Below are 26,405 nucleotides of genomic sequence, written 5' to 3'. Positions count from 1 at the left end.
ATAGCTAACAGATCTGTCACACATAAGATTCTCCAAAAATGAAATCATTAAAAAACTGGTGCCTAATCGCTTGCCTGTCGGCGATCTCTGCACAAGGTATTGCCCAAACAAGCAGCACCGACACAACAAAATTGCCTACTGATGACCTGCGCCGATGGTCAATAGGTGCTAATGGCGGCTTTTTAACCCATTGGACACCTTTTAACCGTAAGACCAATGGCGATTACGGCACACCGCACGAAAAATTTGGCTATTCTTTTTTTGTGAAGAGGCAGATCTTGTCCAGTCTTGGTGTGCAGGCTGATGTGCTTTTTGGAAAGGTAAATGCATCCAAGCTAAACAATTTCCCCGAGGGTGTGGCCGGGCAGGACCAGAGCGGTTATGAAACCAATATTAACTGGGCTGCGGATCTGAGGGGCTATTTCACCGTTCCTAATTTAAGTTTATCAATAAAACCCGCCGTACTAGTACCTTACCTTACAGCAGGCGTTGGTTATATGTCTTATTCAACAACGGTGCGCAACCCGCCACCGCCAATGGCTAATGTACCACAGCCCACAAGCGGCGATGGTAAAAGCTGGTTCTTGCCAATTGGTATCGGCTTTAAGATAGGTGTTTCGCGGGCTGTTAACATCGATCTGGGTTACACTGTTTATTCTATAAGAACAAACAACTTTGATGGCTACAAAAGCGGCTTAAATGATCACATGTCTTATGCGCACTTGGGTATAGAATATAGTTTTGGTAAGAAAAATTCACGCCCGCTGCAGAACTTTAGCACGGTAGCAGTTGTGCACGAGGAAGTTAAGGAAACCGCCGCGCAGTTACAAGCCAGGTTAGCGGCCGAAGAACAAAAGCGCCTTCAAAACGAAAAAGATATGGCTGATGATGATAACGATGGCGTAGCAAACAAGTACGACAAATGCCCAGGCACGCCCGTTAACACTAAGGTAGATGGCGGAGGCTGTCCACTGCCGGCAATGACTGTGGTTAAAGAAAAGGAAATAGTTACCCAGCAAGACCGCCGTGTAATTGGCGATGCCATTAAGAACCTGGAGTTTGCATACGGCAAGGCCAAGATCAAAGAGCGCTCATATCCAACTTTAGACCGCGTAGCAGAATTGCTCATCCAAAAAGACTTTAGCCTAAAACTGGCAGGCCATACAGATAGCAAGGGCAGCATGAAAGCAAATATGGCTTTGTCTAAAGCGCGCGCGCAGGCTGTAAAGAATTACCTGGTGTCCAAAGGTGCCAATGCATCGCGCATAGAGGCAACGGGTTACGGACCGCTTCAGCCTATAGCAATCAACAAAACCGCTAAAGGAAGGCAAATGAACCGCAGAGTAGAGTTTACACTGTTTTAAAAACTATTTACAAACAAATTCCAATACATACTGCTCGGGCCGTATCTGAAAAGAGCGGCCCTTTTCTATTACCTCACTATGAATTTTTAATATAGATATGTGAGTTGCAAAGTAGAATCTCGGTTGTGTGCGGTCTCTTACCTAAACTATCAATAGATGAGTTAAATATGAGCAAGCTTAAAGCAAAAAAGCCTTCAGAACTTAATCTGAAGGCTTTATGTTGTGGGAGCAACAGGATTCGAACCCCGTAATATTTATAGCTGATTATCAGTTACTTAACAAAGCCTCAAAAAGCTGGTACTCACTTTGGTACTCAGAACTGTTTGATAAACAAATATAAGTAAACTTAGCTGCTTTGCCTAGTATCGATGATAATATGTAATATCCCAGGATCTTCGCAGCACCACACTTAACCTTTTGAAGGTTGTAACGCAACGCGCACCTGAACCCTTTTCCTTTCACCCAGTCTGCTGTCATTTCATTAAGCAGTTAAGTATGTCCTTCTGTGAAAGCTGGGGATAGTTTACTAACATTTGGTTTCCTAACTGCCTGTTTCAGGTTACACCGATTTTGTGCAGCTCCCTGTAAAGAGCTGCATTGACCGGCGAAAGCCTGATGGCAGGAAAGCTCCCGGCAAATGCTTTGTGGCTGGTGTAGTTTGCTGGCATCATTTCCGATGCCTGGACATAGTTGCAAACCATATCGTTATTTTCTTTTGTCAGCCGGATATTGTACTGAATGATCCTGTTGTCCCCTTCCTGTAAAGCCGGTCTGCCCATGATCTTGAAGACACTTCTATTTAGTGAAGCTGATCCGCTTGCTCTTCACTTCCCCTTTTAATACTTTCATGATATCCTCGTAATTGTAGTACAGGATGCCGCCGATCTTGGTGAATGGAAGCGTTCCATTATCCCTAAGCGTTTGTAAAGTATTATTTGAAATTTTAAGCAGGTTCTTGACCTGGTAACTTTTCAAAAATTTCCTTGGTTCTTCATTTGATTTTCCGCTGATCAGCGCTTTCATTTGACTAAGCAGTCGCTCTCCGAACTCCTGCAAGTCTTCCTTCGTGATGATTTCTGCTGCCATAATTATTCATTTATTGATATAAAACTCAAACTTAAATTCCTATCAGATGAAGTGATACGTGGAAACTTTAAGTTGCCCACATAACAAAATTGTTCCCTTTTCCTGAAAACAATTGACCACCTGTACCACCCTATGGTGTTTTTATGATGATCGCTTTAGTACCAAGCTGCTGATTGATCCTAATATATATCACACATTATGTACGAGGTAGGATGTTTTTATACAAAGATGAGTTAAGTGATTTGAAATCTACTCCGAGTCAATCGGAGTCGGATAGAATTTGTAAACACTGTTGACTTGTGGATATTCGCCATGCACTAATAAAACTCAACTGGTCCTTGGCGATGATAACAAGAACCATTCACGTTATACAGCATCCTACAGTAAAGGGATTGGTTTTAGAAAACGTGAAAATTTGTGGCTTGTGCGCATATCCCATAATTCAATTATTTTTTGAAGCAGGGCTATTTTTTTTAATATGCATCATTTCATGATAAATCAGGAATGACCATTCCTCCGCCGATGTCGATTATGCTTGGGTTATCAAATAAAGCAACGTCTTTTTGGGGAATATTTCTTCCCAAAAGTAATTTGTACCATATGATCGTTTACATTAAAAGGTTTCTGATCAGATTTATATCCTCCTGGCCGATAATTCTTTCCGGGTTAGACCCTTTTCCGAATTCAAATTGTGACAATCTTTTTAAGCTCTGTTCATTGAAGGAATTCCTGCCGAGCATTTTTTTCGCTAACGGTGAGAATATGTCCCGTATTTCAAATAATATTGTTTTTTAAACCTTTTGGTATAAAGTAAGCAACCCGCCGTAAGATTCGATGGGGCGTTTACTTATCGACAACTCCAAGCCATGTGATACTTCTCCAAGCATCCCCTTTTTGACAGCAGAATTATGCAAATTTTGTTCAACCTTCAAAAATCCAGACTTATTCCAGAATGTTCAATTATCTCGCAAATAAAAAAATTGTGAGAAAATTATTGATCATTTTATCTGTTTTGTCAGCAACGCATTTGCACGCACAGCAGAAGGACACCACCAAAGTCAATGTTGCAGATACACTAAAAAAAGATCTGACCACTGCGCCAGATACGGTGCCTCATTTACGAACCAAAATCTGGACATTATATCCGCCGGCAGTGATGATTGGTTATGGGGCTGCCTCTTTCTATGTTAAACCACTCCGCCGTCTTGACCGCTCCGTATTTAATGAAACACTTAAACATAATATCGTCCCAAACAGCCACCTGGAGAATTATTTTCAATATGCCCCCGTTGTGCTGACATATGGCTTAAACCTGGTTGGGGTACACGGTAAGAACACATTTTTAGACCGCACTATCCTACTGGGTTTATCAGAAGCAATGAGTAGTATTTTCGTATTTTCTGTAAAGCATGCCACCCATCGCTTGCGGCCGGACGGATCCGACAGATACTCTTTTCCTTCCGGGCATACCGCTAACGCATTTGCTGAGGCAGAGTTTATGTCGCAGGAACTGAGTGGAAAGTCGGTGATCTATGGCATCATAGGCTACGGTTTCGCAACAACAACGGGAATATTCAGGATCTATCACCAGGATCACTGGCTAAGTGATGTAATCGCCGGCGCAGGCGTTGGTATACTTGCTACCAAAACTGCTTATCTGGTTTATCCTTACCTGCGTAACCGGCTGACCAGGAAAGGACGGGAGAAAGAGGAAAACAGGGACATTCCGGAAGAATTGAAAAAGAAACAACGTACCAGTTCCATTATATTACCCTCCTATCAAAATGGAGCTTTGGGATTAAGCTTTAGCATGCAGCTTTAATGTTTAAGGCTGCCCGGAAGCAGCCTTAAAACTTTTTAATCTATAAACTATGAGGGGAAAGGGAATTACTTGCTCAGTTCAATGATATGGAAAGATCCGGGCGCAGGCTTAGGTCGTGGTTTGGGATTTGTAGCCGTTGCAGCTACCGGCTCCGTTTTAGCAGCCGGTAAATAAATTTTATGGGTTAGCAGGTCCACGCCTAATGTACGCGCGCTTGGCTCGGTAACTACGTTTTCCAATTGTTCGAATTTATTGGCCGATACTTCCTTGATCACTGACAAGCTGCCTTCGCCATTTGAAGTATAAATCATTTTGTTCGTCGGGTCAAACGCGACACCATCGCAATCACCGATTTTGAATTTTGCCAGGTTTTTGCCATTTGCGGCATCCAGCACCACAAAGGTTTGGTTGCCACCGCAGCCAACGAACAAACGATTGGTATGGCGATCTAAGGCCAAGCCCGATGGTTCATCTCCGCTTTCAATTTTATAACGTTTAATTACCTTGTAGGTACGGGCATCTATTACCACCACCTCGTTTGTAGTTTCAGAATTCACAAACACTTTGCCTTTACCGTCAGAAACACCGGTCTCTGGTTTTCCGCCCAGTGCAATTGTGGCTACAACCTTATCCGTGACCGGGTCTATTACCGAGGCATCTTTACTGCGCCCATTAAAAACAAATACTTTTTTAGAGAAATCGTCATAAAATATGGCATCCGGATTAGTTCCCACGGGTATGGTTCCCAAAGTTTTATAAGAAGTAAGGTCGAAAATGGTACAGCTGTTATTACGCCCATCGCTGGTGTAGCCTTTATTCAGTGATTTCACCAACACTATCCCATGTACACCATTTGTGCCATTGATCACGCCTATCGAGTCGCCGCCGGTGCTTAGGATATTTACCTGCGTTCCATGAGAAACAAACATACGTTTACCTTCGCCATCAACGGTAATGTAATCCCAGCCGCCGCTACTCTTGATAGGGAAATTGTTGGTAATACGTAAACCTGATTTTTGCTGAGCTAATGCCGTTCCTGCCAGTGCAAGGGTGCCTATTAAAAGGTATATCTTTTTAAATGCTAACATGTTTTCTTTTTTTAGTGCTATTTAAAACATCATTCTGTGTAAATTTTGGATTTATAATAAACGCTCATCCAGCATTTTCTTCCCGAAGATAACCCGTAACGTGCTCGGTAATACAATAAGTAACAGCGGCAACGCTACTATAAAGCCGCCTATAACAGCTATAGCCAGCGGCTGATGCAATTGCGCGCCTGCTCCGATTCCAAGCGCTAATGGCATCAAAGCGATAATTGCGCCCAAAGCCGTCATGAGTTTGGGGCGTAAACGTGTAGAAATGGAAAATACAATGGCATCATCAATGGTGCTCTCACGAGCGCTTTCCCTGAATTGCCAGAAAGTGAATATGGCGTTCTCTCCAATAATGCCAACAATCATGATCAGCCCGGTATAGCTGCCCACATTTAAAGGTGTATGTGTGATAAACAAGGCCAGGAAACTGCCGGCTATACCCAGCACAGCAACACCCAAGATCACAAAACCAACGCGGATATCGCGAAAGAGAAAAAGGATGACACAGAACACCAGCAAGCTGGCGGTAACCAGGATGATCAGCAATTCTTTAAACGATTGCTGCTGCTCGGCGTAAGCGCCGCCGTAACTGATGTGGTATCCTGATGGGAGATTAACTTTGGCGGCAATTTGTTTCTGGATCACCGGTATCACACTTCCAAGGCTTCCATTATCCAGCCGGGCGGTAATCACACCCATCGACTGCAGATTTTCGCGCTGAACCTCCGCGTCGCCGGCGTGGATAGTGATTTTTGCGACCTCCGCCAAAGGCAGCAGCTTACCATTGTTAAGAAAAATGCTTTGCTTTTGGAGGCCTGCTACATCCAATGATCGGTTACCCGGATAAACCATGCGTATAGGTGATAGCTGCTCTTTTTCAATCAGGTTGCCGGCTATATTACCCTCAAGCGAATTTTGCACCTGCATTTGCAGGTTGTTGGGAGTTAGGTTGTACTGTGCAAGCTTTCCGTAGTCGGGCTGTATTTCCAGCGATGGCCCTGCAATTACAATACCATCGAAAACATCGGCAGTGCCTTTCACCCCCTCAACCACATGCGAAACCTGTTTTGAAAGATCCTGGAGTATTCGCTGATCATTCCCGAAAACCTTGATCTCAATAGGTTGGGTTGAGGTCATCAGGTCGCCCAGCATATCACCGATCACCTGGCCAAAATCTACCCGGAGCGCGGATTGGGTAGATGATATGGCTGTACGCAGATCACTGATCACTTCCTCAGTAGATTTTTCTCTTCCTTTTTTTAGCTGGATAAGATAATCGCCTGTATTAGGCTCCGTGATAAAGAAGCCCATTTGGGTACCTGTTCTGCGGGAATACGCAGCCACATCCGGATGTTTGATAATGATCTTTTCAATCTCCCGCAGCATACGATCGGTTTCTTCAAGCGATGTTCCCGGAGGGGAGGTATAATCCAATACAATACTGCCCTCATCCATGTCGGGTAAAAAGCCGCTCTCCAACCTACCGGGAATGAAAATGATCACGGCGATGAGGAGCAGCACAAAAACTGCACTGATCAAAGGTTTATGAATGAATAATGATACCCACCGTTGTTTTTTAACATGGTGTTCCTCTTCTTTCCTGCTATCGTTCCGGGGCTTTTTGCGGGTAAGCAGCAGGTAAACAATAGGTAAACCTATCCAGGTGATAAAGAATGAACAAACCAGCGTAATGATCATGGTGTTGGTCATGATCTTAAAATACGCCCCGGCAACGCCGGTCATCAACACAAAGGGGATAAAAATGACAATGGTACTCAAGGATGAAGCCACCATTGCCGGCAGCAGGTAACCGATTGCTTCGTGAATCAGGATGGTAGTTGGCCGGTCGGGATGCTCTTCGTGCGTACGGTGTATCTGCTCTACCACTACAATAGCGTCATCAATAATGAGGCCTATGGCTGCTGCGATAGCTCCGAGGGTCATGATGTTGAAGGTGTAATCCTTTACGTAAAGTATCAGCAAGGTGCAGGCCAGCGTAACAGGAATGGTAATTAAGATGGTTGCACTTGCCTTAAGCGATCGCAAAAATATCATGGCAACAATGATGGCCAATGCCAAACCGATCCATAAACTGTCGCTCACGCTGCGGATCGCATCTTTAACAAAATCGGCCTGTATATAATAGGGTTTGATGGTAACCCCCGGCGGCAAGATCTTCTGCAACGCGCTGATCTTGGTGCCCATGGCATCAGAAAGATCAACCAGGTTAGCGCCGGGCTGTTTGATCACCGCTATCAGTACACCTTCATGCCCGTTGGCGTTAATTTTAGTATATTCAATACCCGGATTAATTTGTACCTCGGCTATATCTTTCAGCTGCACCACGCGCTTACGGTCATTACTGATCACCACTTCGCCCAGTTTATCGGCCGCGCCTACTGTGGCATCCATAACTGTTAGGTACAGCATTTTATAGGCAGAAAGATACCCTTCAGACCTGATAAAGTTGGTTTGTGCTAATGTATTACTGACCATATCCGGCGTAATGCCCAGGCTGCTCATCTTTTGTATATTCAGTATCAGCCAGTATTCCTTAGTTTTACCACCAATAACCCGGATTTCGGATACCCCGGTTACCTGCGACAGGAATGGCTTTACCGTATATGTAGCTATTTGCTTCAGCTCTATGGGTGATTTATTGTGGCTCTCCAGCGTGTAACCGCTCACGGGTAAAATAGAGGGGTTCATTTTTTCCACCGTGATGTTCACTTCCGGCGGAAGCGCATTCTTGACCTGGTCGATACTTGCTTGTATGCGTTGTAAGCTAAGATCAATATCAGCATTCCAGTTCATGAATGCTGATATTTCGCAGCTACCCCGGCTGGTGGTACTGCGTACGTATTGCAGATCGGGTACCTGTTTAACGGCATTTTCGAGCGGCTTGGTCACTGTTACCATCATTTTGTCAACGGGCTGCAGGCCGGCATCGGCAATTATTTTGATCTTGGGAAAGGTGATCTCCGGGAACAGTGAGGTCTGCAGCCGGGTATACGCAAAAGCGCCGCCCAGTAGCAGGATGAACAGCATCAGGCTAACGGGCGTTCTGTATTTGACAAAAAAGTCGCTGATAAACTTCATGGTTTGGTGATCTTGATTTTTGCGGTATCTGCCAGGCCATAATTACCTGTTTCAATTATTCTGTCTGCAGATTTAAAAACAGGCTCGATGATTTCAATCCGGTTTCCGGTTTCAATACCTGTTTTTACCGGAGTTTTTACCGCGGTGCTGTCGTTGATCAGCTTCATTACCCAAAAATTGGTTAGGGTTTCATTAGCCAGCACGGCAGATTTTGGCAATGTGGGTGCCTGGGTTTTAGCTGCTTTAATTAAACGTGCTTTAGCAACCAGGTTTTCAGGCAGTGAGGCCGAACCGTTAACTTTCACCACCAGACCTTGTGTTTGTGCCAGTGTATCAACCGTGGGCATGGTTGAGGTAATGTGTCCGGGTAGCTTGGTGCCGTCAGGAAGATCGATACGCAAATTTTGGTTTTGAGCAATTAACCCGTGAAGTTCATAAGGTACCTGGACCAGAAATGCAAAGCTATTATGATCGCTGATAATGGCTAGTTGTTCGCCATCCTGCACATAATCGCCAAGCTGGTGATTGAGCTGGCTGATGTAGCCGCCTTCAGATGCCCTGATATGGTTGACACCGGTAAAGCGAAAATTTTTATCGAGCGAATTGATGGTATTGCCAATGCTCTGTGCTTCTTTTGTTTTAATTATAAACAGCAACTGGCCTTTTTGTACATATTGGCCAGGCTTAACATTAACCCTTTCTATATAACCTATGGCATTGGCCTTTACATAACTCTTCTGCAAAAAAACAGAGGTGGCATTTAGTGTTATGGTATCAGAAACAGGTTCTGTAATAATATGTGTTATGGTAACCGGCGTAACGGCTTCAGGCGTATGCTCCTCGTCGTCAGCAGGTTGTTTACTACCGCATGAAAAAAGCGCGGGAACTGTAAAAAGTACCAAAGCGCGGGCAAGCAGTCGTTTGATTTCTATGGTCATGTTATCGGTTATAGTAATTAAGCTGATTGATCAGTTGTAGCTGGCTGACCAGATTGGTGGTAAGCAGGTTACGGACTGAGAGATAATTGTTAACAGCGAGGATCAGATCCGCTATCTTCAGGTCGCCAGTTTGCATGAGTTTCGCGTCAACCTTGATCAGCGATTCAGCGTATTTGAACTGGTTCCGGATATCTGCAAGCAGTGAATCATAACCTTTTATCTGTTCCGTAAGTTGGTAGATTTGCTGACTGTATTGCCGGTCAAAAAAATTTTTATACTGTTGTCGTGTTTCTTCCTCCAGTTGTACCTTCTTGTGTAGCAGCTTACGTTGGCCACCATCGTAAATGGGCACGGTTACGCCAAAACCAGCGCTGGCTCCCCAATTTTTATAATAATCCGCTGTAAGGTCAGAGTTATAACCACCATCCATATATATATGAAGCTTAGGCTTGTAAGCATAATCTACCAACTGTTGCTGATTGCGTATCCGGATACTGTCCAATTGAAATTGCCTGAAAAAGATGCTTTGGCTTTTGTCCGAAATAAAGCCTGGTACTAAGTTCGGCCTGTCAAGTGAATCCAGGCTGGTATCCCTTATCCCGGCAAGGTACTTTAGCGTCGAATAATCAGCCTTGTACTGTAGTTGCGCCTGCTTTAATTGTAATTGCGCTTGCTGGTAAGTAACTAAAAAAGCCAGATAGTCGGCCTGTTTGTATACATTACTGCGGGTAAGTTTCAATAAAACTTTTTCTTCACTACTTAATAGCAGTGTAATTTCGCGGTTATAGCGTTCCTGCTCCTGGCTCCCATAAGCTGTGATGTATTGGGCAATAATTGTTTTCCTCAATTCCTGCTCAGACAGCTTAATTGTATTTCGTAAAGAATCTTTTTGATTAAGTATGCTCAATATTTGCGCGTTCAGATAATTTTTGCCAATAAATTGCTTATCAACCGTAAGCAGACCTGTTAATTGCTGCCCGTTGGTAATGGCATTAGCGTAACCATATCCCCTGATCACCGGCGCATACAAACCTAAACCACTGGCGGTTACCTGGGGCTTAAAACCGGCTCTTAGGCGAACGCTATCAATCTGAGCCGATAAAATCTGGTTATTCAGATCTTTGATCAATGGGCTGTTCTGCAGGGCTGATTGTACTAAGGTTTCTAATTTCGACGATTGTGCTTGCACTACAAGCGCAGAAAATGCTAATACAATACAGAGAATCAGTCGCTTCATAATTTGTAATAATTTAATGGGCAATCAGGCTCTAAATTGAATGGTGAAACAATGAAGTTGATCGGCGTAATGATAGCTTAGCTGAAACCCGTAAAGATCGCATATCTCTTTCACCAGCGTAAGCCCCAGCCCGGTACCATCCGATTCGGAAGATTTATAAAAACGCTGGAAAATAACTTTTTCATCTAAAGTGGTATCCTTGCCTGTATTACTCATACGTATACCGCTTGCATCAAGGTCTACAATCACTTTCCCGCCGGTATGGTTATGGCGCATAGCGTTTGCGAGAAGATTATTAAATAAATTGGTGAGTAGATCCCGGTTCATGTTGACGTGGCAGGGCTGCAGATGAGCTTCCACAACAATACCGCGTGCCTGGTAAAGCCCCTGAAATTCTGAAAGTTTTTCCCGTAATGCTTCAGAAATTTCCATTTCCACTTGCTCGGGCATCAGCCTATTTTCAATACGGGCAAGCAAAAGCATGGATTTGTTCAACCGGGTCATTTTCCCGATTACGCCATACAACTCAGTTATCAATTCGCTTTGATGCACGGTGATGTCATTATCTTGCGCCAGGTTATCCAGTTTGGAATTTAATACCGCTACAGGGGTCATCAGTTCGTGCGCCGCATTTTCTACGAACTTTTTTAGTGCAATATAATCGTGTGTCACCCGCTTAGACATAGCGGTAACCTCCCGGTTCATGTCGTTAAACTCGTCTATATTGGCATTCAGCGGAGCAATGGCCTGCTGGTCAGCCAGGTTAAATTGTTTGATCTGCTGAAGCATGGAATAAAAGGGTTGCCATAAATTACGCATCACCAGCCGGTTAACTAATAGCAGAAAAACCAGTAAGAGCAGTATAATGCCAAGCGTAATAAAGAAAATTACCCTGATCAGGTCCTCTGTTTCTACTTTTGATTCGGTAATGATGATCTTGTAAGGCTGTTCGCCAACGCGTACCGAACTGATAAGGCTTCTCCCGGCCTCCATTTCCTGATCAAGATCATTATAGTATTGTGTGTCTACAAACTTTCTAAGCACCGCTTCATTGCCGATTTTTTCAAATTTGATTTTCAGATCTTCAGATTTAAACACCTGTGGAAGGCGACCGTTAAGTTTTACATAGTCAAATATTTCGTTTTCTTCCACCATCAGGTCCTTATCAACCTGTCTGGTCAAAATGTAACTGATCGTAAAATAATAAACAAAGCCAGCAACAATGATGATAAAGCATGTCGCGATCAGGCTGGTTCTATTATATTTATCCAGCAGTCTCACAAGTCTGTAAATTTATAGCCCATACCGTAAGCGGATTGGATATAGTCTTTTCCACCAGCGTCCATAATTTTCTTGCGGAGGTTTTTGATATGAGAATACAGAAAATCGAAATTATCAGAAAGGTCCACCTCGTCACCCCAAAGGTGCTCCGCAATGGCATTCTTTGATATCACCTTAGCTTTGTTCGCAATAAAATAAAGCAATAATGCATATTCCTTTTTAGTTAGCTTTAGTATGATATCATGAACCATTACCTGCTGCGCAGTGAGATCTATTTTAATTTCACTGAAAGTAACGGTACGGCTACCGTCAAAAGATTTCCTTCGGACGATAGAGGTGACTCTCGCTTTTAATTCCGAAAGGTGGAATGGCTTTACCAGGTAATCGTCTGCACCCATATCGAGGCCATTCAACCGATCGTCAAGCGAATTTTTCGCGGAAACGATCAGCACCCCATCCGGGTGATTGTTTATTTTCAGATTCTCTAAAATGTCTAATCCAGATCCATCAGGTAACGTGATATCTAAAACGATGCAGTCATAACGGTAAATGTTAATTTTTTGGAGCGCAGAGGCGTAGTCTGCAACAACTTCACAAACGTTACCACCACCAGCGAAATATTGCTGGATACTCTCCCGCAGCCCGGGTTCATCTTCTATCACTAATATTTTCACTTTAAACAAAATAGAAAATCGATTCTGAAAAAAAATTGGATTTATTGAACAAAAGCATGAAAAATTGAAATTCCGATTTTTCTACAGTTTTTTTACAGCAAATACACAGTTTTATAAATGATACTTGTTGAAAAACTTAAAGATGAAAAAGTTAATGCATATTACATTGCTTGCAACGGGAGTGTTGTTCAGCAATCTCATGTTCGCACAAAAAGTACAACAAAGCCAGGTACCCTCTGCTGTAACTGCGGAGTTACATGCGAAATACCCGCAGGCGGCTAAAGTAACCTGGGAAAAAGAAAAAGGCAATTTTGAAGCTAACTGGGGCGGTAAATCAGGGGAGGATATATCCGTGATGTTTACCCCAGCAGGGAAATTTGTTGAACAGGTCCAAGCCATCACTGCATCGCAGTTACCTGCAGCTGCGACTGTTTACATCAAAACGCATTATAGAAAGGCCAAAGTGGATGAGGCAGGCAAAATAATTGACGCCGCTGGTAAAATCTTTTTCGAAGCTGAAATTAAAGGTAAAGAACTTGTTTTTGACGAGAAGGGTAATTTCGTAAAAACTGAAAAAGAATAACTACTGTCACAGTCCTTTCATGCAGGCCCGCGTCATTCCGATGTGGGCCTTATTTAAAAAAAAATCAGCTTTGAGTTGTAAACGATTTGGTAATGCCGAGTCACCTTTGTAATTGAAACGTTAACTCTCCAGACAGAACGTTCCAGGTAGTATTCAGAATTGATGCCTTGTTTTGTAGCAAGAACGAGTTTAGACTTTACTTGTTTTCCTGAATAAGGATATTAGCGGCTGTGAGTTTGCTTTTCTCTTCATAATTTATGTAATCGTATAAATACCCTGTATTATGAAACAGTGCGGCTAGCTGAACGATCTTCAAGTCTGTCTGGCTAAGCCCGCTTTAAATTGTAATTTCGGTGCCTGTTAAAAATATATCAGCTGTATGTTTGCTATTGTGAAAAACCAGAAGGCTGGTAGATTTTTCAGCATGTCCATGATTGTCCAATAATACTTTCGTGTCAGATATACCCCCCGCTTATATATAGAAAAAATACAGGCTGATTCCGCAGATAAACTGGAAAAAATAAAAAAGCTTCAATCTATTCAGATTGTTTCAGCTTAATTGTCTTGCATGCGCCAAATAAAACCGGTGATTTTGGATTTCCCGGTTCAGTATTCCACAAACACTCCCGAACAGTGAGTAACAGACTGTCTGGATCAAGCGTGATCAACTGGAAGGATAGCTGGGTTTCGTCTTTTTTAGAAATATCACCTTTCATAGGAGAATCTACCCGAAAAACCGGCAGGTTGACATCATTGTCCGGACCGTGATATACATAGAACTCATTCCAATTGCTGTTCCCATGGAAATAGGCTTTGACATTAGGGTGCTGTTTTAAGAATGCTACCCAACCGCGTTGTTCAAGGTCAGTCGAATGTTCACCCTTTTGCGGTACATTGCCCTCCTTGTAGCGTTCTTCGGTGAGGTCTTCAAATTTGCTTCCGGCAGGAAATTGGCCCGGAGCAGCAGGATTATTAAAATGCTTTGGATCACAGGTGGGTTGGTCATGTGCAAAAATAATTACAGGGATTTGTATAGGAACTTTCTTTAAATCACCGGCCATCCAAACGCGTTCGGCAGAGTCTGGCCATAGGTTAATAAACAGGAAATGAACACCACCGATATCCCGTGAGTAATGGATCTTGTTTTGCTTATAGTTGAAAGCTCTTGCGGTTAACGGCACTTTGGGCTTTAGCATCATGTTGTAAATTCCAATTTCCGAAACCGGATCGGTTGCAGGGATCATTTTTTTAACATAACCGATGGCATTAGAAATATCGTGGTTGCCTGGTATGACCAGCAATTGGGTCGGCTTTCCATGCTGATCTTTTAAATGCAAATGATCTATATAATCGTTCTCGAATTGTTGCCATGAGATGGTAGCAGATTGATAAGGCGGTTCCATTCGATTGGCAATATCTCCGGATTGTATTGAATAATCAATATATCCAATTTTCTGTCCTGCTTGCACACCTCCGTCAACAGGTAGCCTTGTTCCGGGTAATGTATTGATTTTTGCGATCATGGCGCCGTTTACAAGGTAGCCTGCAACATTAGTATCACCGCGGAAATGCTCACGGAAAATTCCATAATGCGCATCCGAGGTATATATGATATTGATGGGTGTTTTACTTTGGCTTTTAAGTGCAAAAGGTAATAAGCAAACAATAAGGGTTATAACTATTTTGTTCATAACTAGCAATTTGCACAAACTTCGGGCTGAATTTTGTAGAGAATCTGCATAAATCTATGCGCAAACACACAAGCGTGTTAAGTCATTATTATCTTTTTATTACTTCATCATCAATGAGTTAAAATTTCAGATTTTCTCCAGTTTTGAGCGGGTTTCTTTGCGCTAAATTCAATAGTTATGATGAAACCCCTAACAAACTTTCTTTATCGGATGATAAACTGGTGTCTGTTATCCAGGCAGTTGGCTTTGATTATTCTTCTTTCCCTGTTTTCACAAATTACACTTGCGCAGATAATCCGTGGAAAGGTTTTCGATCAAAAAACGGGTGAAACACTCGCAGGCGCAACAGTGATATTAACGCATAAGAACACAACGACTTATGCTGCAACCCGCCTCGATGGTTCATTTATTTTTAAAAGTCTTTCTTCGGGCTCCTACACGGTTAGTGCGCATTTTACCGGATACATGAACCTGGAACCTAAAGAAATTATAATAAAAGGTAAAACGGAGCAGCAGGTAAATCTTTTTCTCCAATCTTCAAACACACAGATGAGCGAAGTGGTTGTTAGCACGCAGGGAAACCATGAGTCTGACCGTAGCGTACGCCACCTGGAGCAGGTAGCGCCAAGCGTGGTTAATATGCTTTCGGCAAATACCATCCAATTGTTACCTGATGTTACGGTAGGCAACGCATTGCAAAGGGTAAGCGGGGTAACTATACAAAGGTCTTCAAATGGTGAGGGACGATATGCTATCATTCGCGGTATGGATCAGCGTTATAATACTACGTTGGTCAATGGGATAAAGATACCAAGCCCTGATAATGCCTATCGTTTTGTACCGATGGATATTTTTCCCTCTGAAATGTTAGAGCGCCTTGATGTGATTAAAGCATTAACGCCAAGTATGGAAGGTGATGCCATTGGCGGTGCAATGAATCTGGCGATGAAGAGTGCACCGGATCATTTTATTCTAAGCGCCAATGTTTCCGGCGGTCTCTCAACGCTGTTTTCAAAAAGCCGGCCCTTTGTAAGCTTCAACGCGTCTCCTAACAGGCAGTCTCCTGCAATGGTCAATGGAAATAGCTATGCTGCTACTTATGCAGATTTCAATAACAAGGCACTAACAAGTGCGCAAAACCTGAACTCGCCTCTTAGTACCACCGCGGGTTTAACCATCGGCGACAGGTTTCTTAACCATAAACTCGGCGTAATATTATCCGGAAGCTTTCAGAACATTTACCGGGGCTCCAATTCCAAGGAGCTGACGCCCAATGCTCAGCCTGCAGCAACCCCTGCACCAAATACCCCGGTTTTCTCAGACGCTTATGACCGTACTTATTCCACGCAAACACAACGTTTCGGGTTGCATAATAAGATAGATTATTTGATTGACAGTAAAAATAAAATTTCGCTCTACAATTTATATATCCACCAAAATGAATTCGAATCGCGTATCACGTCAGATACTTTAGGTTTAGGTCTTAATTCAACAGCACTAAGTAAACAGATAACGCTGCAGAACCGTAGTCAATTGATACAACAGAATATATACAACAGCACTTTGCATGGTGAACATGAGTTAGCCGGTAACCTGCATTTCAACTGGAACGGCGTTTATTCTATCGCAACTCGTCATATGCCGGATCGTACCCAGTTTGACTATGATGCGAACAGGTCGCTGAATAGTACAGGAACTATTATTGCTGAAGTTGATAACAATACTAAACTTAGTCATCACTGGGAAAATAACCGTGACCGCGATCTGGCGGGTTATGCCAATTTGATTTATACGCCTAAAATAGCAGGGCAGATAGTAGAACTTTCTGTTGGTGGTTTATACAGGCATAAAAACCGTAATGCAGATTATATCACTTATAGTTTAACGGGTGGTAAATCAACGTTATTCAATAATAACTTCGGAGCAATTCCTTTCGCTTTCAACACCGCAAGCGATGGCATCGGCAGTAACAATCCGGATCTGAACAATAACTACACGATTACCGAGAACGACAATGCCGAATACATACAATTCAAGTTTCACCTGTTCAGTAAATTACAGGTACTTGGCGGTGCGCGCGTGGAAAATACTGCTATGAGCTACGCCACCCAGTCGCCTATGACTGTCACGCAGCGTAGCGGGCACGTGTTGTATACCGATGTATTACCAAGCCTGCACTTAAAATATGATCTGAGCAACAACCAGGATATCCGGGCTTCATATTTTGCATCAATCAGCCGTCCGGGTTTTGGTGAAATGGTGCCTTACAAAGTCAGCGGCGAGTACTTCGACCTGGAGGGTAACCCGTATTTGAAGCATATTACCGCAGATAACTATGATTTACGCTATGAATTATTCCCGGGTGGTGCCGACCAGGTATTATTAGGTGGATTTTACAAAAAGATATATAACCCTATCGAATACTTTGTTGTTCGCGACGGGGGACCAAGTAACCAGGTGATCAAACCGCAGAATGACGACGGCGCTGCTACGAATTTAGGTTTGGAAGCGTTGGCAACTAAATTTTTTGGCAACATAGGTTTTTCTTTGAACTATACCTATACGCACTCACGTATCACTACGGCGAAACTGAACTACTATAATGATCCGGCCGCGGGTTTACAGCAAAACTATGTAAATGAGACAAGGCCGCTTCAAGGGCAGGCAGATCATGTGGGTAATGCTTCCATCCTCTATAAAAGCACAGGAATTGGCCTTGATGCGCAACTGGCTTTTGTTTACACCGGTGAGCGTTTAGCACAGGTTTCGCCTTATTACAACCTGGATTTCTATCAGCATGCTTACGGGCAACTGGACTTTTCTTTTGAAAAAGTTATCGCGAAGCATCTATCGCTTTACGGAAAGATCAACAATATCACTAATGCCGCCAGCAAAATATATTTAAAGTATCCACACGGAAACATCGACGCTAAATTACAGCAGTTTTTAGGAAAACAGGACATCTCTTCCCAAACGCTGGTTCAAAGCGACTATTATAAAACCCTGTTCCTTGGCGGACTTCGCTACAAACTTTAATCTCCGATCAAATGAAACGATTTTTGACATTTATCCTCAGCATCACTGTTGCATTTTTTATTACCTCCTGCCAGAAATGGAAAGGTGAACATACCGATATTTATACCTATACGCCTCCTGCGGCAAATCCTGTAAGTGATAAACAACCTTTGTCATGCGGTGGCGGCAGTTCTGTAGTTCCCGTAAAGGGAACCATGTTATCAGGCAAAACATACACCGTAGGAGCCGGTTGCGACTTGGTTATTAATCCTGCAGACACTTTATTTTTGCAACCAGGGGTACGAATTAATATGGGCTCGCGCAGTAGCATCATCGTACTCGGTACCCTGGTGAGTAATGGATCAAAAGATCAGCCCAATTACATTACAGCCCCTGGTATGGTTAAGAATGATGCGCCGGGCGGTGTTGCTGCATCGGCAGACTCTGCTTATGCTGGTCACTGGAAAGGGATTATTGGCGGCCCAAACTGTAACCTAATGGTTTTACGTTGGACACATATTGAATACGCCGGTTATACAGAAGGCAGCGCCACATCAACTATCGCAAGTTCAGGTGCAGGAAACCAGTACAGTATACTTTTTGCTAACTATAAAGGCAATTTTGTGATGGAAGATTCCTGGCTTTATGGCGGAGTGGATGACCCAATCAGGATATCAGCCGGAAAAATCGCTATTTTCCGTAACACATTTGAAAAGAATGGTGTTCATGGCGGCGACTGCCTGAATGTAAAGGGAGGTACAACAGGTACAATGGCTTACAATCTATTCATTGGTACCGCCACCAACGGACAGAAAGCATCTAACAAGGGCCAGGCCACAGGCGCACCGCAGACTAACGTAGTGATGTATAATAATACGTTTATCAGTGGTGGTTACCGCCAGGTTCAAAGCGGCAGGGGGGGATGTATTAATTTTGAGGAAGGCGCTGCGGGTGCATTTTATAATAACGTGGCCATTAACTGTAAATATGGTTTCCGTGTAGTAGGCAGCCCCGCAGCAGATGTTGCACACCTTACTTACGGAAATAATTTTCAGTATGCAGACTCGGTAAGTGTTGCCAACCAATTTTATCCTACCGGTTACATCACTCAGCCACAGGCAACAGACATCCCTTCGATTACAACCTCGGCTAAATACCTGCCGGCTACCTACAAGCCCGGAAGTATCTATGATGGTAGCGATGTGGTAAGGCTTAATAACCCGATGTTCCTGAACTTTCCTTTACCGACTTCAGGCCATGCCCTGGCCGATTATAGCGCAGTGGGTAACTTCAACTTCCGCCTGCAGGCCAATTCGCCGCTGATCGGAAAAGGAAATACTGGCATACAACCTTTAATTTTGGTACCGTTGAATAAAATTTATGGTTTATCTGATCCCACACCACCGGGTGCAGATCTTGGCTGTTACCAGTTAAATGGTTCAGGTAACCAGCATTAACCGAATAAGCTAAAAAGGTGACTGTGAAGTCACCTTTTTAGCTTAAAATCAACTGAACCATTATTCCGGCAAAAATGGCAATAGGATAGTTTCATTTAAATATGTCTTCAATCAGTCAAAATAAATCTGACCATTAGATCTGCTCGCTACTGATCAGAATTGATATACTGACATAACCTTAAGCCATATCAACTTAGGCGGACGCTGAAAATATTCAAAGCGTTCAATGAGGTTTGGTTGTCGATGCCCGAGGAAGTAGGTCTTAAATATTAAAACCAACCTTACAAATGAACATAAAGTATGTTGCTAGTTTGCGACTGTTATGACAAAACTGATTGATTTTGTTTATTATAAAATTTCTCGATGCAAAAGTAGAGACTTGAAGTCCTAAGTCAGCCCTCGATTAAGCGATCTGTACTCGAGCGGTGTGATACCTGTACTTTTTTTAAACGTCCTTGTAAAATGGGCAGGGTATCTGAACCCCAGGTAGGTCGTAAGCAATTTCACTGATGGACCGGTTTACGTCCAGTATTTTTTCTTTGGCAATAGCCATTACTTTTAGCTGAATATATTCCGAAGCTGTTTTGCCGATCTCCTTCTTGACCATATCGCCATAATAGTTTGGAGAAAGGTGCAATTGCTCCGCGCAAGTGATGACCGACCATCTAGCTGGCAATAAACAATGTCGCCGTACCGAAGCAGATCAGGCTTGTCTATTTAATCATGTTGATGAAGGCAATTATTATCAGGATGTCTTTCGTAATAAATTTCAGCCTTTTTAAAGCTTTGTTAATTTGGTTTTCAACTGTTGACTCTGAAATGTGCAAGTGAAGTGCAATTTCTTTATTCGTTTTACATTCAATTCTGCTCAACTTAAATACTTCTTTACATTTTTCCGGTAAGCGCTCAATTTCTTCATTTACAATATCAAGGAGATACCGGTAATACAATTTTTCTTCAATGGATCGTTCAGTATCGGGATGTTCATCATAATTCTCTTCATGAACAAATTCAAGCTGTTTTTTTTTAATTGATGAAATAATGAGATAACGGCATGACGTAAAAAGATAGGCGGGCAGGGAGTCAATTTCCGTAATTCTTTCGCGGGTTTTCCAGATGCTCAGGAAAAGGTCGTGAAGAATGTCTTCAGCGGCAGAAAGGCTATTGACCTTCTGGATGACATGTCTCAAAAGTGTCGGATAGAATATCTCGTAAAGTTCGGAAAATGCATGCTGATCACCAGCGGCGATTAAAGGCAACAATCGTTCATAAGCATCGCTATTTACTTTATACATGTTGGGGCGTCATCTGAATAACATTAATAACTTATAATTAACAAACTATTTTTTTGAAAATACAGAAAATTTGACGGGTATGATAAAAAATTTATGGTTCTGGATAAAATTTAGGTAAATAAACAACTAATCATCACTAAATAAGCGGGTGTTTGGAAATTATTTAAAAAAAAATCCCAATACGTATAGGTGCTGTGGTCGGAAATTGCTACTTGTAGTTATAAGCACCCATGCAATTGTATTTCAATGCCTAAAAATAATAAACTTCTGTCCTTACTCTCTAAATATCTTCGCTTGGAAGAGACTTCCAATGATCGCAAGGAAATTTATGATTGGTATGAACAATTATCTGGAGACCATAATGCTGACCTTTCTGCCGATAACATCAAAAAGTCACGTCTAAGGGTAAGAAAACGTTTATTTAATGAGATGGGTTTTGCGCAACAGGATCCGATTTATAAAAAGTTGTATCCGATTATCGGTGTGGCCGCCTTACTAGCGGTAGCGATAGGTTTTGTCCTGTTTTCCTTAAAGGAGACTCCGCTCAATACCACTGCGCTGAATGGCATCAAACCTGTCAATGAAAAGACAGAACTCACGCTGCCGAACGGCCATTTGCTTGCTTCCAACACCATGAAGGTGGGGCGGGCGATCGCTATTGGCAACGGCATGTTTATCAGGAAAGACAGTACCGGTCTTTTGATTCTTTCCGGAAAGCCTGGCAATGCGTCAATTAAGCAGATATCCTTGCAGACGCCTGCCTCGTCTCAATGCCGGATTCAGTTGACTGACGGCACACGCATAGCCGTTAATTCCAGTTCCAGACTGGTTTTTCCGATTGCTTTCGATAACGGAGATCGACATGTGGAGTTATTTGGGGAAGCCTTTTTTGAAGTACAGAAAACGCAGCAGCATTCCCGGTTTTTTGTAAAAACTGACCACCAGACCATCACCGTACTGGGTACTAAATTTAATGTAAGTATGACTGGTAAATCTTCTGTTAAAACAACGCTAATGGAGGGATCGGTGAGGATTACACCTGTCGATAAGAACTTTGATCCTGTCGTCATAAAACCTAACCAACAAGCCTTTTTAAAAAACAACAAATTATCGGTGTCCAACGTAGATGCAGCCGCCATCAGCCGCTGGAAGGATGGTTATTTTGTATTTGACGGTGAAAATACCACCGAGACCATCAGCAGGATAGGAGCCTGGTATGGTTTAAGTGTGGAAGGTACTGATAAAATCAGCCAGATCAGTTTCACCGGTAAAATACCGCAGGACATCAGCCTCGGACAACTGATTGAGTTGTTGCACTACAGTGGCATCAATCTCAAAGTTTCCCGAAATGCCTTTAATAAATATGTTTTAATCATTCAATAAGCCGCGTATGAAGAAATTTTGACTCTATAACACCCGCCTTGTCCTTCAAAGAAAAACCGGAATGTGGTGGAACACATTCCGGCGTAATGATTGAGGCAGGGCACGATGAATTTGACTTGATTCTGTAAGCCCCCCTAAACACAACAAAACTAATGATTTTTACAAGGAGTCGCTGCCTTAAACGGAAGCGAACAGAAATTTTACACCACCGCGCGGGCTGCGCTATGACCGGATCAGCTATCGATGACCAGTTTTTCCTGAGGGCTGGTTATTTGAAGGTTCTGATTTTGTGTCTGTTATTTTTGTCCGTCCTTTCAGCTGCCCAAGTTGCTAAAGGGCAAAACATTACGATAAAACAAGACAGGGTTTCGATAAAATCGGTTTTTAAGTCCATTGAAGAGCAGACACCTTATGTTTTTTTTCTTAAAAATAATGATCTCGACGATGTAACTGTATCCGTAAACTTTAAAAATATTCCATTAAGGACGGTGCTTTCAAAATTGCTGACCTCAAGGGGATTCACCTATCAGATTTTCGGCAAGACCATTGCGGTGAAGAAGATGGATAAAGAAGGTGTTCAAGACACAACAAGAAGAGGAACATCGGCCTTTTCCCTTCATGGCAGCATACACGGGGTTGTTTATGATGAGAATGAATTGCCGCTCAAAGGGGTTAAAGTATCAATTCAGGGTGCTGACAGCTACATTACCAGCGGTGATAACGGCAAATTCAGTCTGCCGGTAATCGACAGTACCGGAATGATTTTTTTTTCGGCTTCTGGTTTTCTTAAGCAAGCCGTCAATTATACCGATACCAGCTACCTTAAAGTAATTATGAAGAAGGGGAAGGAAGAAACAGTTATTCTTTCCGAAGTAAGTATTCATTCTGCTAACGACGCTAAGACCAACCCTAATAAATTTGTTGACCTGACGAACCGCAGTTATATGAGTCTGGCGCAGGTGTTGCAGGGGACCGTACCCGGACTGAGCCTACAAGTAAATACCTCCAGTGCCAAGGTGGTAACCAGTGTAGATGTCTACAAACAATTTGTTAACGGTCAGCCATACCAGGGGGTGATCAGAATGACGGTTGATGAATTCCTGGCGGATCAGGGCAGCGAAAGAGGGCAGCAGATCATCGACTTGCTTTTAAGTGGCCGGAATGTTCCCAGAAACATAAGCGATTTTTTTCACATCAATACCGTAACGACAACAACGAGTACACTGGTGCCGCAGGTTCGCGGCTCCAACAGTTTTGCCGGTTCGACCGCGGGTATGCTGGTGGTGATTGACGGATTTCCGCAGGACGGTTTTCCCGCCAATTATCCAATGACAAATGTAGAAACTATTGAAGTCGTTAAGGACCCGCGGGAACTGGTTAAATGGGGCTCTCGAGCCAATAATGGTTTGATCATCATCAAAACGAAGGCTGCCAGAAAAGGACAATTGCAGGTCAATTACAGCGCAAACTTTTATTTTGAACCTGCATCTAAATTTGATCGCAAAAAGCTACGATTGGCATCTACTGCCGATTACCTGAATTATGTCAAGGCAATTGACTCTGTATTCAGCCCGAATTACACCGACCTCACTTATTACGTAACGCCGGCTCAAAGGCTATTTGCAAGAAGAAGATTAGGTTTGATCTCCAATGATGCTTATACACGAGGTTTTGATTCGCTAAGCCGGCTCGATAACCAGCAGCAGCTTAATCTGCTTCAGCAGGACCGCTACAGTCAGAATCAGACCTTCAATATCAGCGGAGGTACCAACGTCTATAAATTCAACTTTTTGACCAATTACCTTACTGACCGGTCACATGATCTGGGCGGTTATAATAAAACGATCACCTTGAACCTAAACAATAGTTTCAATCTGCTTAATAAGCGGCTTCGTATCAATTGGCTCATCAATTATACCAATGGATTAAGCAGAACTGGCTTTAGTTTCAGTCCAAGCTCAGTGACTGAACCTTATCAGCTTTTACTGGATAGTAAAGGAAGATATGTATACGATTACAGCGGTAATTTCTCGCCCTATGCGGATTCTGTTATCAGGTCCAAAGGGTACTTGAATAACGGCGTCAACTTGCTGGAAGATGCCCGGGCCAATAAAAATATTTCCAGGCTGGATCAGAAGCGGACAAGCTTAAATTTCAGCTGGGATGTCATACCCGGACTCAACTGGTCAACATCCCTTTATTACGACGGGCAGCAACGATCCACGGCAAGCGTTTACGGAAAGCAATCAAGCTATGCCCGTCAATTGGTCAATACCTACGGTGAGTATCATGATAGTGGGGTGAATTTTTATGTTCCGTGGGGCGATGTACTGCAACCCGGAAACCGGCATGACGAACAATGGAACATTCGTTCGGGTCTTGGATATTCAAAAACCTATAAAAAACATCGCCTTGATCTGGCTATCGGTGCGGGTGCATCCAGTACAAGCAGCCTGCGTCCAAACAGCTCGACGATATACGGCTATAATACCACTGCTTCGACAATCACTCCGATATATCTGCCTTCGCCCGACCCTAACGCTGCGATCAGTAATTATAACGTGCTGCTGAATAATAGTTTTGCAGGCAGCGTATATCCGTCTACACTGCTTCGTCCTATTAACGGAGATACGACAAGAAACCGAAATTTGAATGGTAATGCGGCGTTGACCTATCATTACGCAGACCGCTTTACAGTTGCCGGTAATTACAATACGGTGTTTTCCCCATTGTACGGACAAAGTTCTTCCTATTCCGTGCTTTCCACATCGGGAATCAGTGGCGAGGCGCTGTTATTTAAAAAAATCGCCGGCCTGTTTAAAAATATCACACTGAAAACGGGGATTGACAGGTTTAAACTGCCGGACCTCCCGGCAGCCTATTCTAATATCAGGTATCAACAGACGCTTTGGGACAACTATGCGATATGGGTCAACGGCCTGCAGCCTACCCAGCAAAAAGGTCAGTCATCGACGAACTGGTATCAACGGCTCGCCTTCAGCATGCTCGACAGTACCTTGTCCTTTCATGTGGCTTATAATACACAGACTAACCGGGGTAATCTGAACAATTTGAGTACGACAGCGGCAGCTTTGGATAACAGCAGCCTGTCAACAACGGTGCTCCATTATATCAGTGCAGGCCTTAGTGGTCAACTCAGACACGGATTGCTTCGCTTTCAAGGTGAATATGCCAAATCTCCGGAAGGGCAGAAGACCATCAATGGCGGTGGAGAGTATGACATCGGTCATGAGAAGTTTTTTCATTCTAAGACGATAAACTTATTTAACATCGGATTTAAGGTCGAAACGATCAGCCCTTACCAGGGACTTGGCCTGGTGATGGGCACCAATGTGGCTAATAATGGATCTTTCAGCCAGGCCATAAATAACAGTTTTTCGTTATTGCCGCCAAACAATAAAAATTTTGAAATATACACCAGAATGGGGCTCAACGACGATGCCTATAGCTTCGATTTAAGGTACTACCAGCGTCAGACTTCCGGCTTAAATAACTTTACAGCAACGCTGACTGATCCAACGACCGGTACCAATGCAAAGGTGACTTACAGCACGATTACCAACAAAGGTGTCGAGGCCTTTTTCAAAGTAAGAGTGATCAAAACCCCGGTGTTCAGCTATGAGGTGACGTTAAACGGCGCCTATAATCTGAACATCGCCAAAAACGTACCCGACCCGGTATTTTACGGTTCGGTAGATTATACGACGATGTACCGCAACGGTTACGACGTATCCAGCTTATGGAGTGTAAGATCCGCAGGCCTTAACAACCAGGGAGATCCCCAGATATACAACAAAGACGGTCAGGTGACCGCAAAGCTGGACAGTAGCACTATTGCCAAAAGTGTTGTTTACAGCGGGAAGACAAGGGCACCCTGGACCGGCGGCTTCATACATGACATCCGTTACAAGTCGCTTTTCGCCAGGACCTCTTTAGTATTCAACCTGGGGCACGTAATGCGCACTTATATTCCTTATCCTTCTAGCAATACGAATGAGAACAGCATCCTCATCACCGATAGATGGCAGAAACCCGGTGACGAAAGATATACTGATGTGCCGCGTATCGATATCAATAATGCGAGTAATACCAGCTTCCGGGCATTTGTGGTACAGAACGGGACAAACAGTATCGTATCGGCCGATAACGTCAGGTTACAGGAAGTGATGATCGGCTGCTATTTACCCCCATCTATGCTTAAACATATCGGAATGAGCGCCTGTACGATCGCCTTAACTGCGCAGAACCTATATGTCTGGACCAGGAATCCATATCACGTAGATCCCATTACGGTTGACGCTGCCGGGCGGATCGGTTTACCAATTCCCAAACAATACTCTTTAAATATTAATGTCTCATTTTAGC

General features: G+C 43.2%; 18 protein-coding genes. 7 read left to right on the top strand and 11 right to left on the bottom strand.

What is annotated here, in order from left to right:
• Nucleotides 1–38 precede the first annotated feature (38 nt).
• Nucleotides 39–1,364: an OmpA family protein gene (locus CKK33_RS02105; protein WP_095702516.1), complete on the top strand. Its 1,326-nt coding sequence runs from the start codon at nucleotides 39–41 to the stop codon at nucleotides 1,362–1,364.
• 554 nt (nucleotides 1,365–1,918) lie between these two features.
• On the opposite strand, the gene CKK33_RS02100 is transcribed toward CKK33_RS02105, so the two are convergent.
• Nucleotides 1,919–2,143 carry a hypothetical protein gene (locus CKK33_RS02100; protein ID WP_095702515.1) on the bottom strand — a complete coding sequence of 75 codons (225 nt, stop codon included), beginning with the start codon at nucleotides 2,141–2,143 and terminating at the stop codon, nucleotides 1,919–1,921.
• A gap of 16 nt (nucleotides 2,144–2,159) precedes the next feature.
• The gene (locus CKK33_RS02095) at nucleotides 2,160–2,450 is read right to left on the bottom strand and encodes a helix-turn-helix domain-containing protein (protein ID WP_095702514.1); all 291 of its coding nucleotides are present in this window, start codon (nucleotides 2,448–2,450) and stop codon (nucleotides 2,160–2,162) included.
• Between the two features lie 982 nt (nucleotides 2,451–3,432).
• Between CKK33_RS02095 and CKK33_RS02090 the strand changes: the two genes are divergently transcribed.
• On the top strand, nucleotides 3,433–4,272 hold the full coding sequence (locus CKK33_RS02090) for a phosphatase PAP2 family protein (RefSeq protein WP_158223382.1): 840 nt from the start codon (nucleotides 3,433–3,435) through the stop codon (nucleotides 4,270–4,272).
• A 65-nt stretch (nucleotides 4,273–4,337) separates the two neighbouring features.
• Here the strand turns inward: CKK33_RS02090 and CKK33_RS02085 are convergent, their stop codons facing one another.
• From CKK33_RS02085 to CKK33_RS02060, 6 genes are all read right to left on the bottom strand, one after another.
• On the bottom strand, nucleotides 4,338–5,360 hold the full coding sequence (locus CKK33_RS02085) for a YncE family protein (protein WP_095702512.1): 1,023 nt from the start codon (nucleotides 5,358–5,360) through the stop codon (nucleotides 4,338–4,340).
• Nucleotides 5,361–5,411: 51 nt separating this feature from the next.
• Nucleotides 5,412–8,465: an efflux RND transporter permease subunit gene (locus tag CKK33_RS02080; protein ID WP_233138132.1), complete on the bottom strand. Its 3,054-nt coding sequence runs from the start codon at nucleotides 8,463–8,465 to the stop codon at nucleotides 5,412–5,414.
• On the bottom strand, nucleotides 8,462–9,403 hold the full coding sequence (locus CKK33_RS02075; RefSeq protein WP_095702511.1) for an efflux RND transporter periplasmic adaptor subunit: 942 nt from the start codon (nucleotides 9,401–9,403) through the stop codon (nucleotides 8,462–8,464). The genes CKK33_RS02080 and CKK33_RS02075 overlap by 4 nt, the downstream gene beginning before the upstream one ends.
• 1 nt (nucleotide 9,404) lies before the next feature.
• Nucleotides 9,405–10,640 (bottom strand): TolC family protein, encoded by a 1,236-nt coding sequence (locus tag CKK33_RS02070; RefSeq protein ID WP_095702510.1) that lies wholly within the window; start codon nucleotides 10,638–10,640, stop codon nucleotides 9,405–9,407.
• Between the two features lie 24 nt (nucleotides 10,641–10,664).
• The gene (locus CKK33_RS02065) at nucleotides 10,665–11,822 is read right to left on the bottom strand and encodes a HAMP domain-containing sensor histidine kinase (RefSeq protein WP_143822885.1); all 1,158 of its coding nucleotides are present in this window, start codon (nucleotides 11,820–11,822) and stop codon (nucleotides 10,665–10,667) included.
• A gap of 95 nt (nucleotides 11,823–11,917) precedes the next feature.
• The gene (locus CKK33_RS02060) at nucleotides 11,918–12,595 is read right to left on the bottom strand and encodes a response regulator transcription factor (protein ID WP_095705717.1); all 678 of its coding nucleotides are present in this window, start codon (nucleotides 12,593–12,595) and stop codon (nucleotides 11,918–11,920) included.
• Between the two features lie 142 nt (nucleotides 12,596–12,737).
• Here CKK33_RS02060 and CKK33_RS02055 point away from each other — a divergent pair, with 142 nt between their 5' ends.
• Nucleotides 12,738–13,178 (top strand): PepSY-like domain-containing protein, encoded by a 441-nt coding sequence (locus CKK33_RS02055; RefSeq protein WP_095702508.1) that lies wholly within the window; start codon nucleotides 12,738–12,740, stop codon nucleotides 13,176–13,178.
• 536 nt (nucleotides 13,179–13,714) lie between these two features.
• Here the strand turns inward: CKK33_RS02055 and CKK33_RS02050 are convergent.
• Entirely contained in the window at nucleotides 13,715–14,869 is a 1,155-nt protein-coding gene (locus CKK33_RS02050) for a metallophosphoesterase (protein WP_095702507.1), read from the bottom strand.
• Between the two features lie 210 nt (nucleotides 14,870–15,079).
• Between CKK33_RS02050 and CKK33_RS02045 the strand changes: the two genes are divergently transcribed.
• Nucleotides 15,080–17,905 (top strand): TonB-dependent receptor, encoded by a 2,826-nt coding sequence (locus CKK33_RS02045; protein ID WP_158223381.1) that lies wholly within the window; start codon nucleotides 15,080–15,082, stop codon nucleotides 17,903–17,905.
• Nucleotides 17,906–17,916: 11 nt separating this feature from the next.
• Nucleotides 17,917–19,341, top strand: coding sequence for a hypothetical protein (locus CKK33_RS02040; protein WP_095702505.1), 1,425 nt, complete (start codon nucleotides 17,917–17,919; stop codon nucleotides 19,339–19,341).
• A 445-nt stretch (nucleotides 19,342–19,786) separates the two neighbouring features.
• Here the strand turns inward: CKK33_RS02040 and CKK33_RS02035 are convergent, their stop codons facing one another.
• Nucleotides 19,787–20,017, bottom strand: a complete 231-nt coding sequence (locus CKK33_RS02035) for an AraC family transcriptional regulator (RefSeq protein ID WP_198952432.1) — start codon at nucleotides 20,015–20,017, stop codon at nucleotides 19,787–19,789.
• Between the two features lie 37 nt (nucleotides 20,018–20,054).
• Entirely contained in the window at nucleotides 20,055–20,636 is a 582-nt protein-coding gene (locus CKK33_RS02030) for an RNA polymerase sigma factor (protein ID WP_095702504.1), read from the bottom strand.
• A gap of 294 nt (nucleotides 20,637–20,930) precedes the next feature.
• Between CKK33_RS02030 and CKK33_RS02025 the strand changes: the two genes are divergently transcribed.
• On the top strand, nucleotides 20,931–22,019 hold the full coding sequence (locus tag CKK33_RS02025; RefSeq protein ID WP_158223380.1) for a FecR family protein: 1,089 nt from the start codon (nucleotides 20,931–20,933) through the stop codon (nucleotides 22,017–22,019).
• 224 nt (nucleotides 22,020–22,243) lie between these two features.
• Nucleotides 22,244–26,404, top strand: coding sequence for a SusC/RagA family TonB-linked outer membrane protein (locus tag CKK33_RS02020; RefSeq protein ID WP_095702502.1), 4,161 nt, complete (start codon nucleotides 22,244–22,246; stop codon nucleotides 26,402–26,404).
• Nucleotide 26,405 lies beyond the last annotated feature (1 nt).

Origin of the sequence: Mucilaginibacter sp. MD40, assembly GCF_002288635.1 — a bacterium.
In the GTDB taxonomy this organism is placed as follows: Bacteria; Bacteroidota; Bacteroidia; order Sphingobacteriales; family Sphingobacteriaceae; genus Mucilaginibacter.
This window is presented reverse-complemented; position numbering and strand designations above follow the sequence as displayed.

Excerpts from the sequence above, each read along its gene's own strand:
- CKK33_RS02105 (WP_095702516.1), top strand. The coding sequence starts at position 39 with ATGAAATCATTAAAAAACTGGTGCCTAATCGCTTGCCTGTCGGCGATC.
- CKK33_RS02100 (WP_095702515.1), bottom strand. The coding sequence starts at position 2,143 with ATGGGCAGACCGGCTTTACAGGAAGGGGACAACAGGATCATTCAGTAC.
- CKK33_RS02095 (WP_095702514.1), bottom strand. The coding sequence starts at position 2,450 with ATGGCAGCAGAAATCATCACGAAGGAAGACTTGCAGGAGTTCGGAGAG.
- CKK33_RS02085 (WP_095702512.1), bottom strand. The coding sequence starts at position 5,360 with ATGTTAGCATTTAAAAAGATATACCTTTTAATAGGCACCCTTGCACTG.
- CKK33_RS02080 (WP_233138132.1), bottom strand. The coding sequence starts at position 8,465 with ATGAAGTTTATCAGCGACTTTTTTGTCAAATACAGAACGCCCGTTAGC.
- CKK33_RS02075 (WP_095702511.1), bottom strand. The coding sequence starts at position 9,403 with ATGACCATAGAAATCAAACGACTGCTTGCCCGCGCTTTGGTACTTTTT.
- CKK33_RS02070 (WP_095702510.1), bottom strand. The coding sequence starts at position 10,640 with ATGAAGCGACTGATTCTCTGTATTGTATTAGCATTTTCTGCGCTTGTA.
- CKK33_RS02055 (WP_095702508.1), top strand. The coding sequence starts at position 12,738 with ATGAAAAAGTTAATGCATATTACATTGCTTGCAACGGGAGTGTTGTTC.
- CKK33_RS02050 (WP_095702507.1), bottom strand. The coding sequence starts at position 14,869 with ATGAACAAAATAGTTATAACCCTTATTGTTTGCTTATTACCTTTTGCA.
- CKK33_RS02045 (WP_158223381.1), top strand. The coding sequence starts at position 15,080 with ATGATAAACTGGTGTCTGTTATCCAGGCAGTTGGCTTTGATTATTCTT.
- CKK33_RS02040 (WP_095702505.1), top strand. The coding sequence starts at position 17,917 with ATGAAACGATTTTTGACATTTATCCTCAGCATCACTGTTGCATTTTTT.
- CKK33_RS02030 (WP_095702504.1), bottom strand. The coding sequence starts at position 20,636 with ATGTATAAAGTAAATAGCGATGCTTATGAACGATTGTTGCCTTTAATC.
- CKK33_RS02020 (WP_095702502.1), top strand. The coding sequence starts at position 22,244 with ATGACCGGATCAGCTATCGATGACCAGTTTTTCCTGAGGGCTGGTTAT.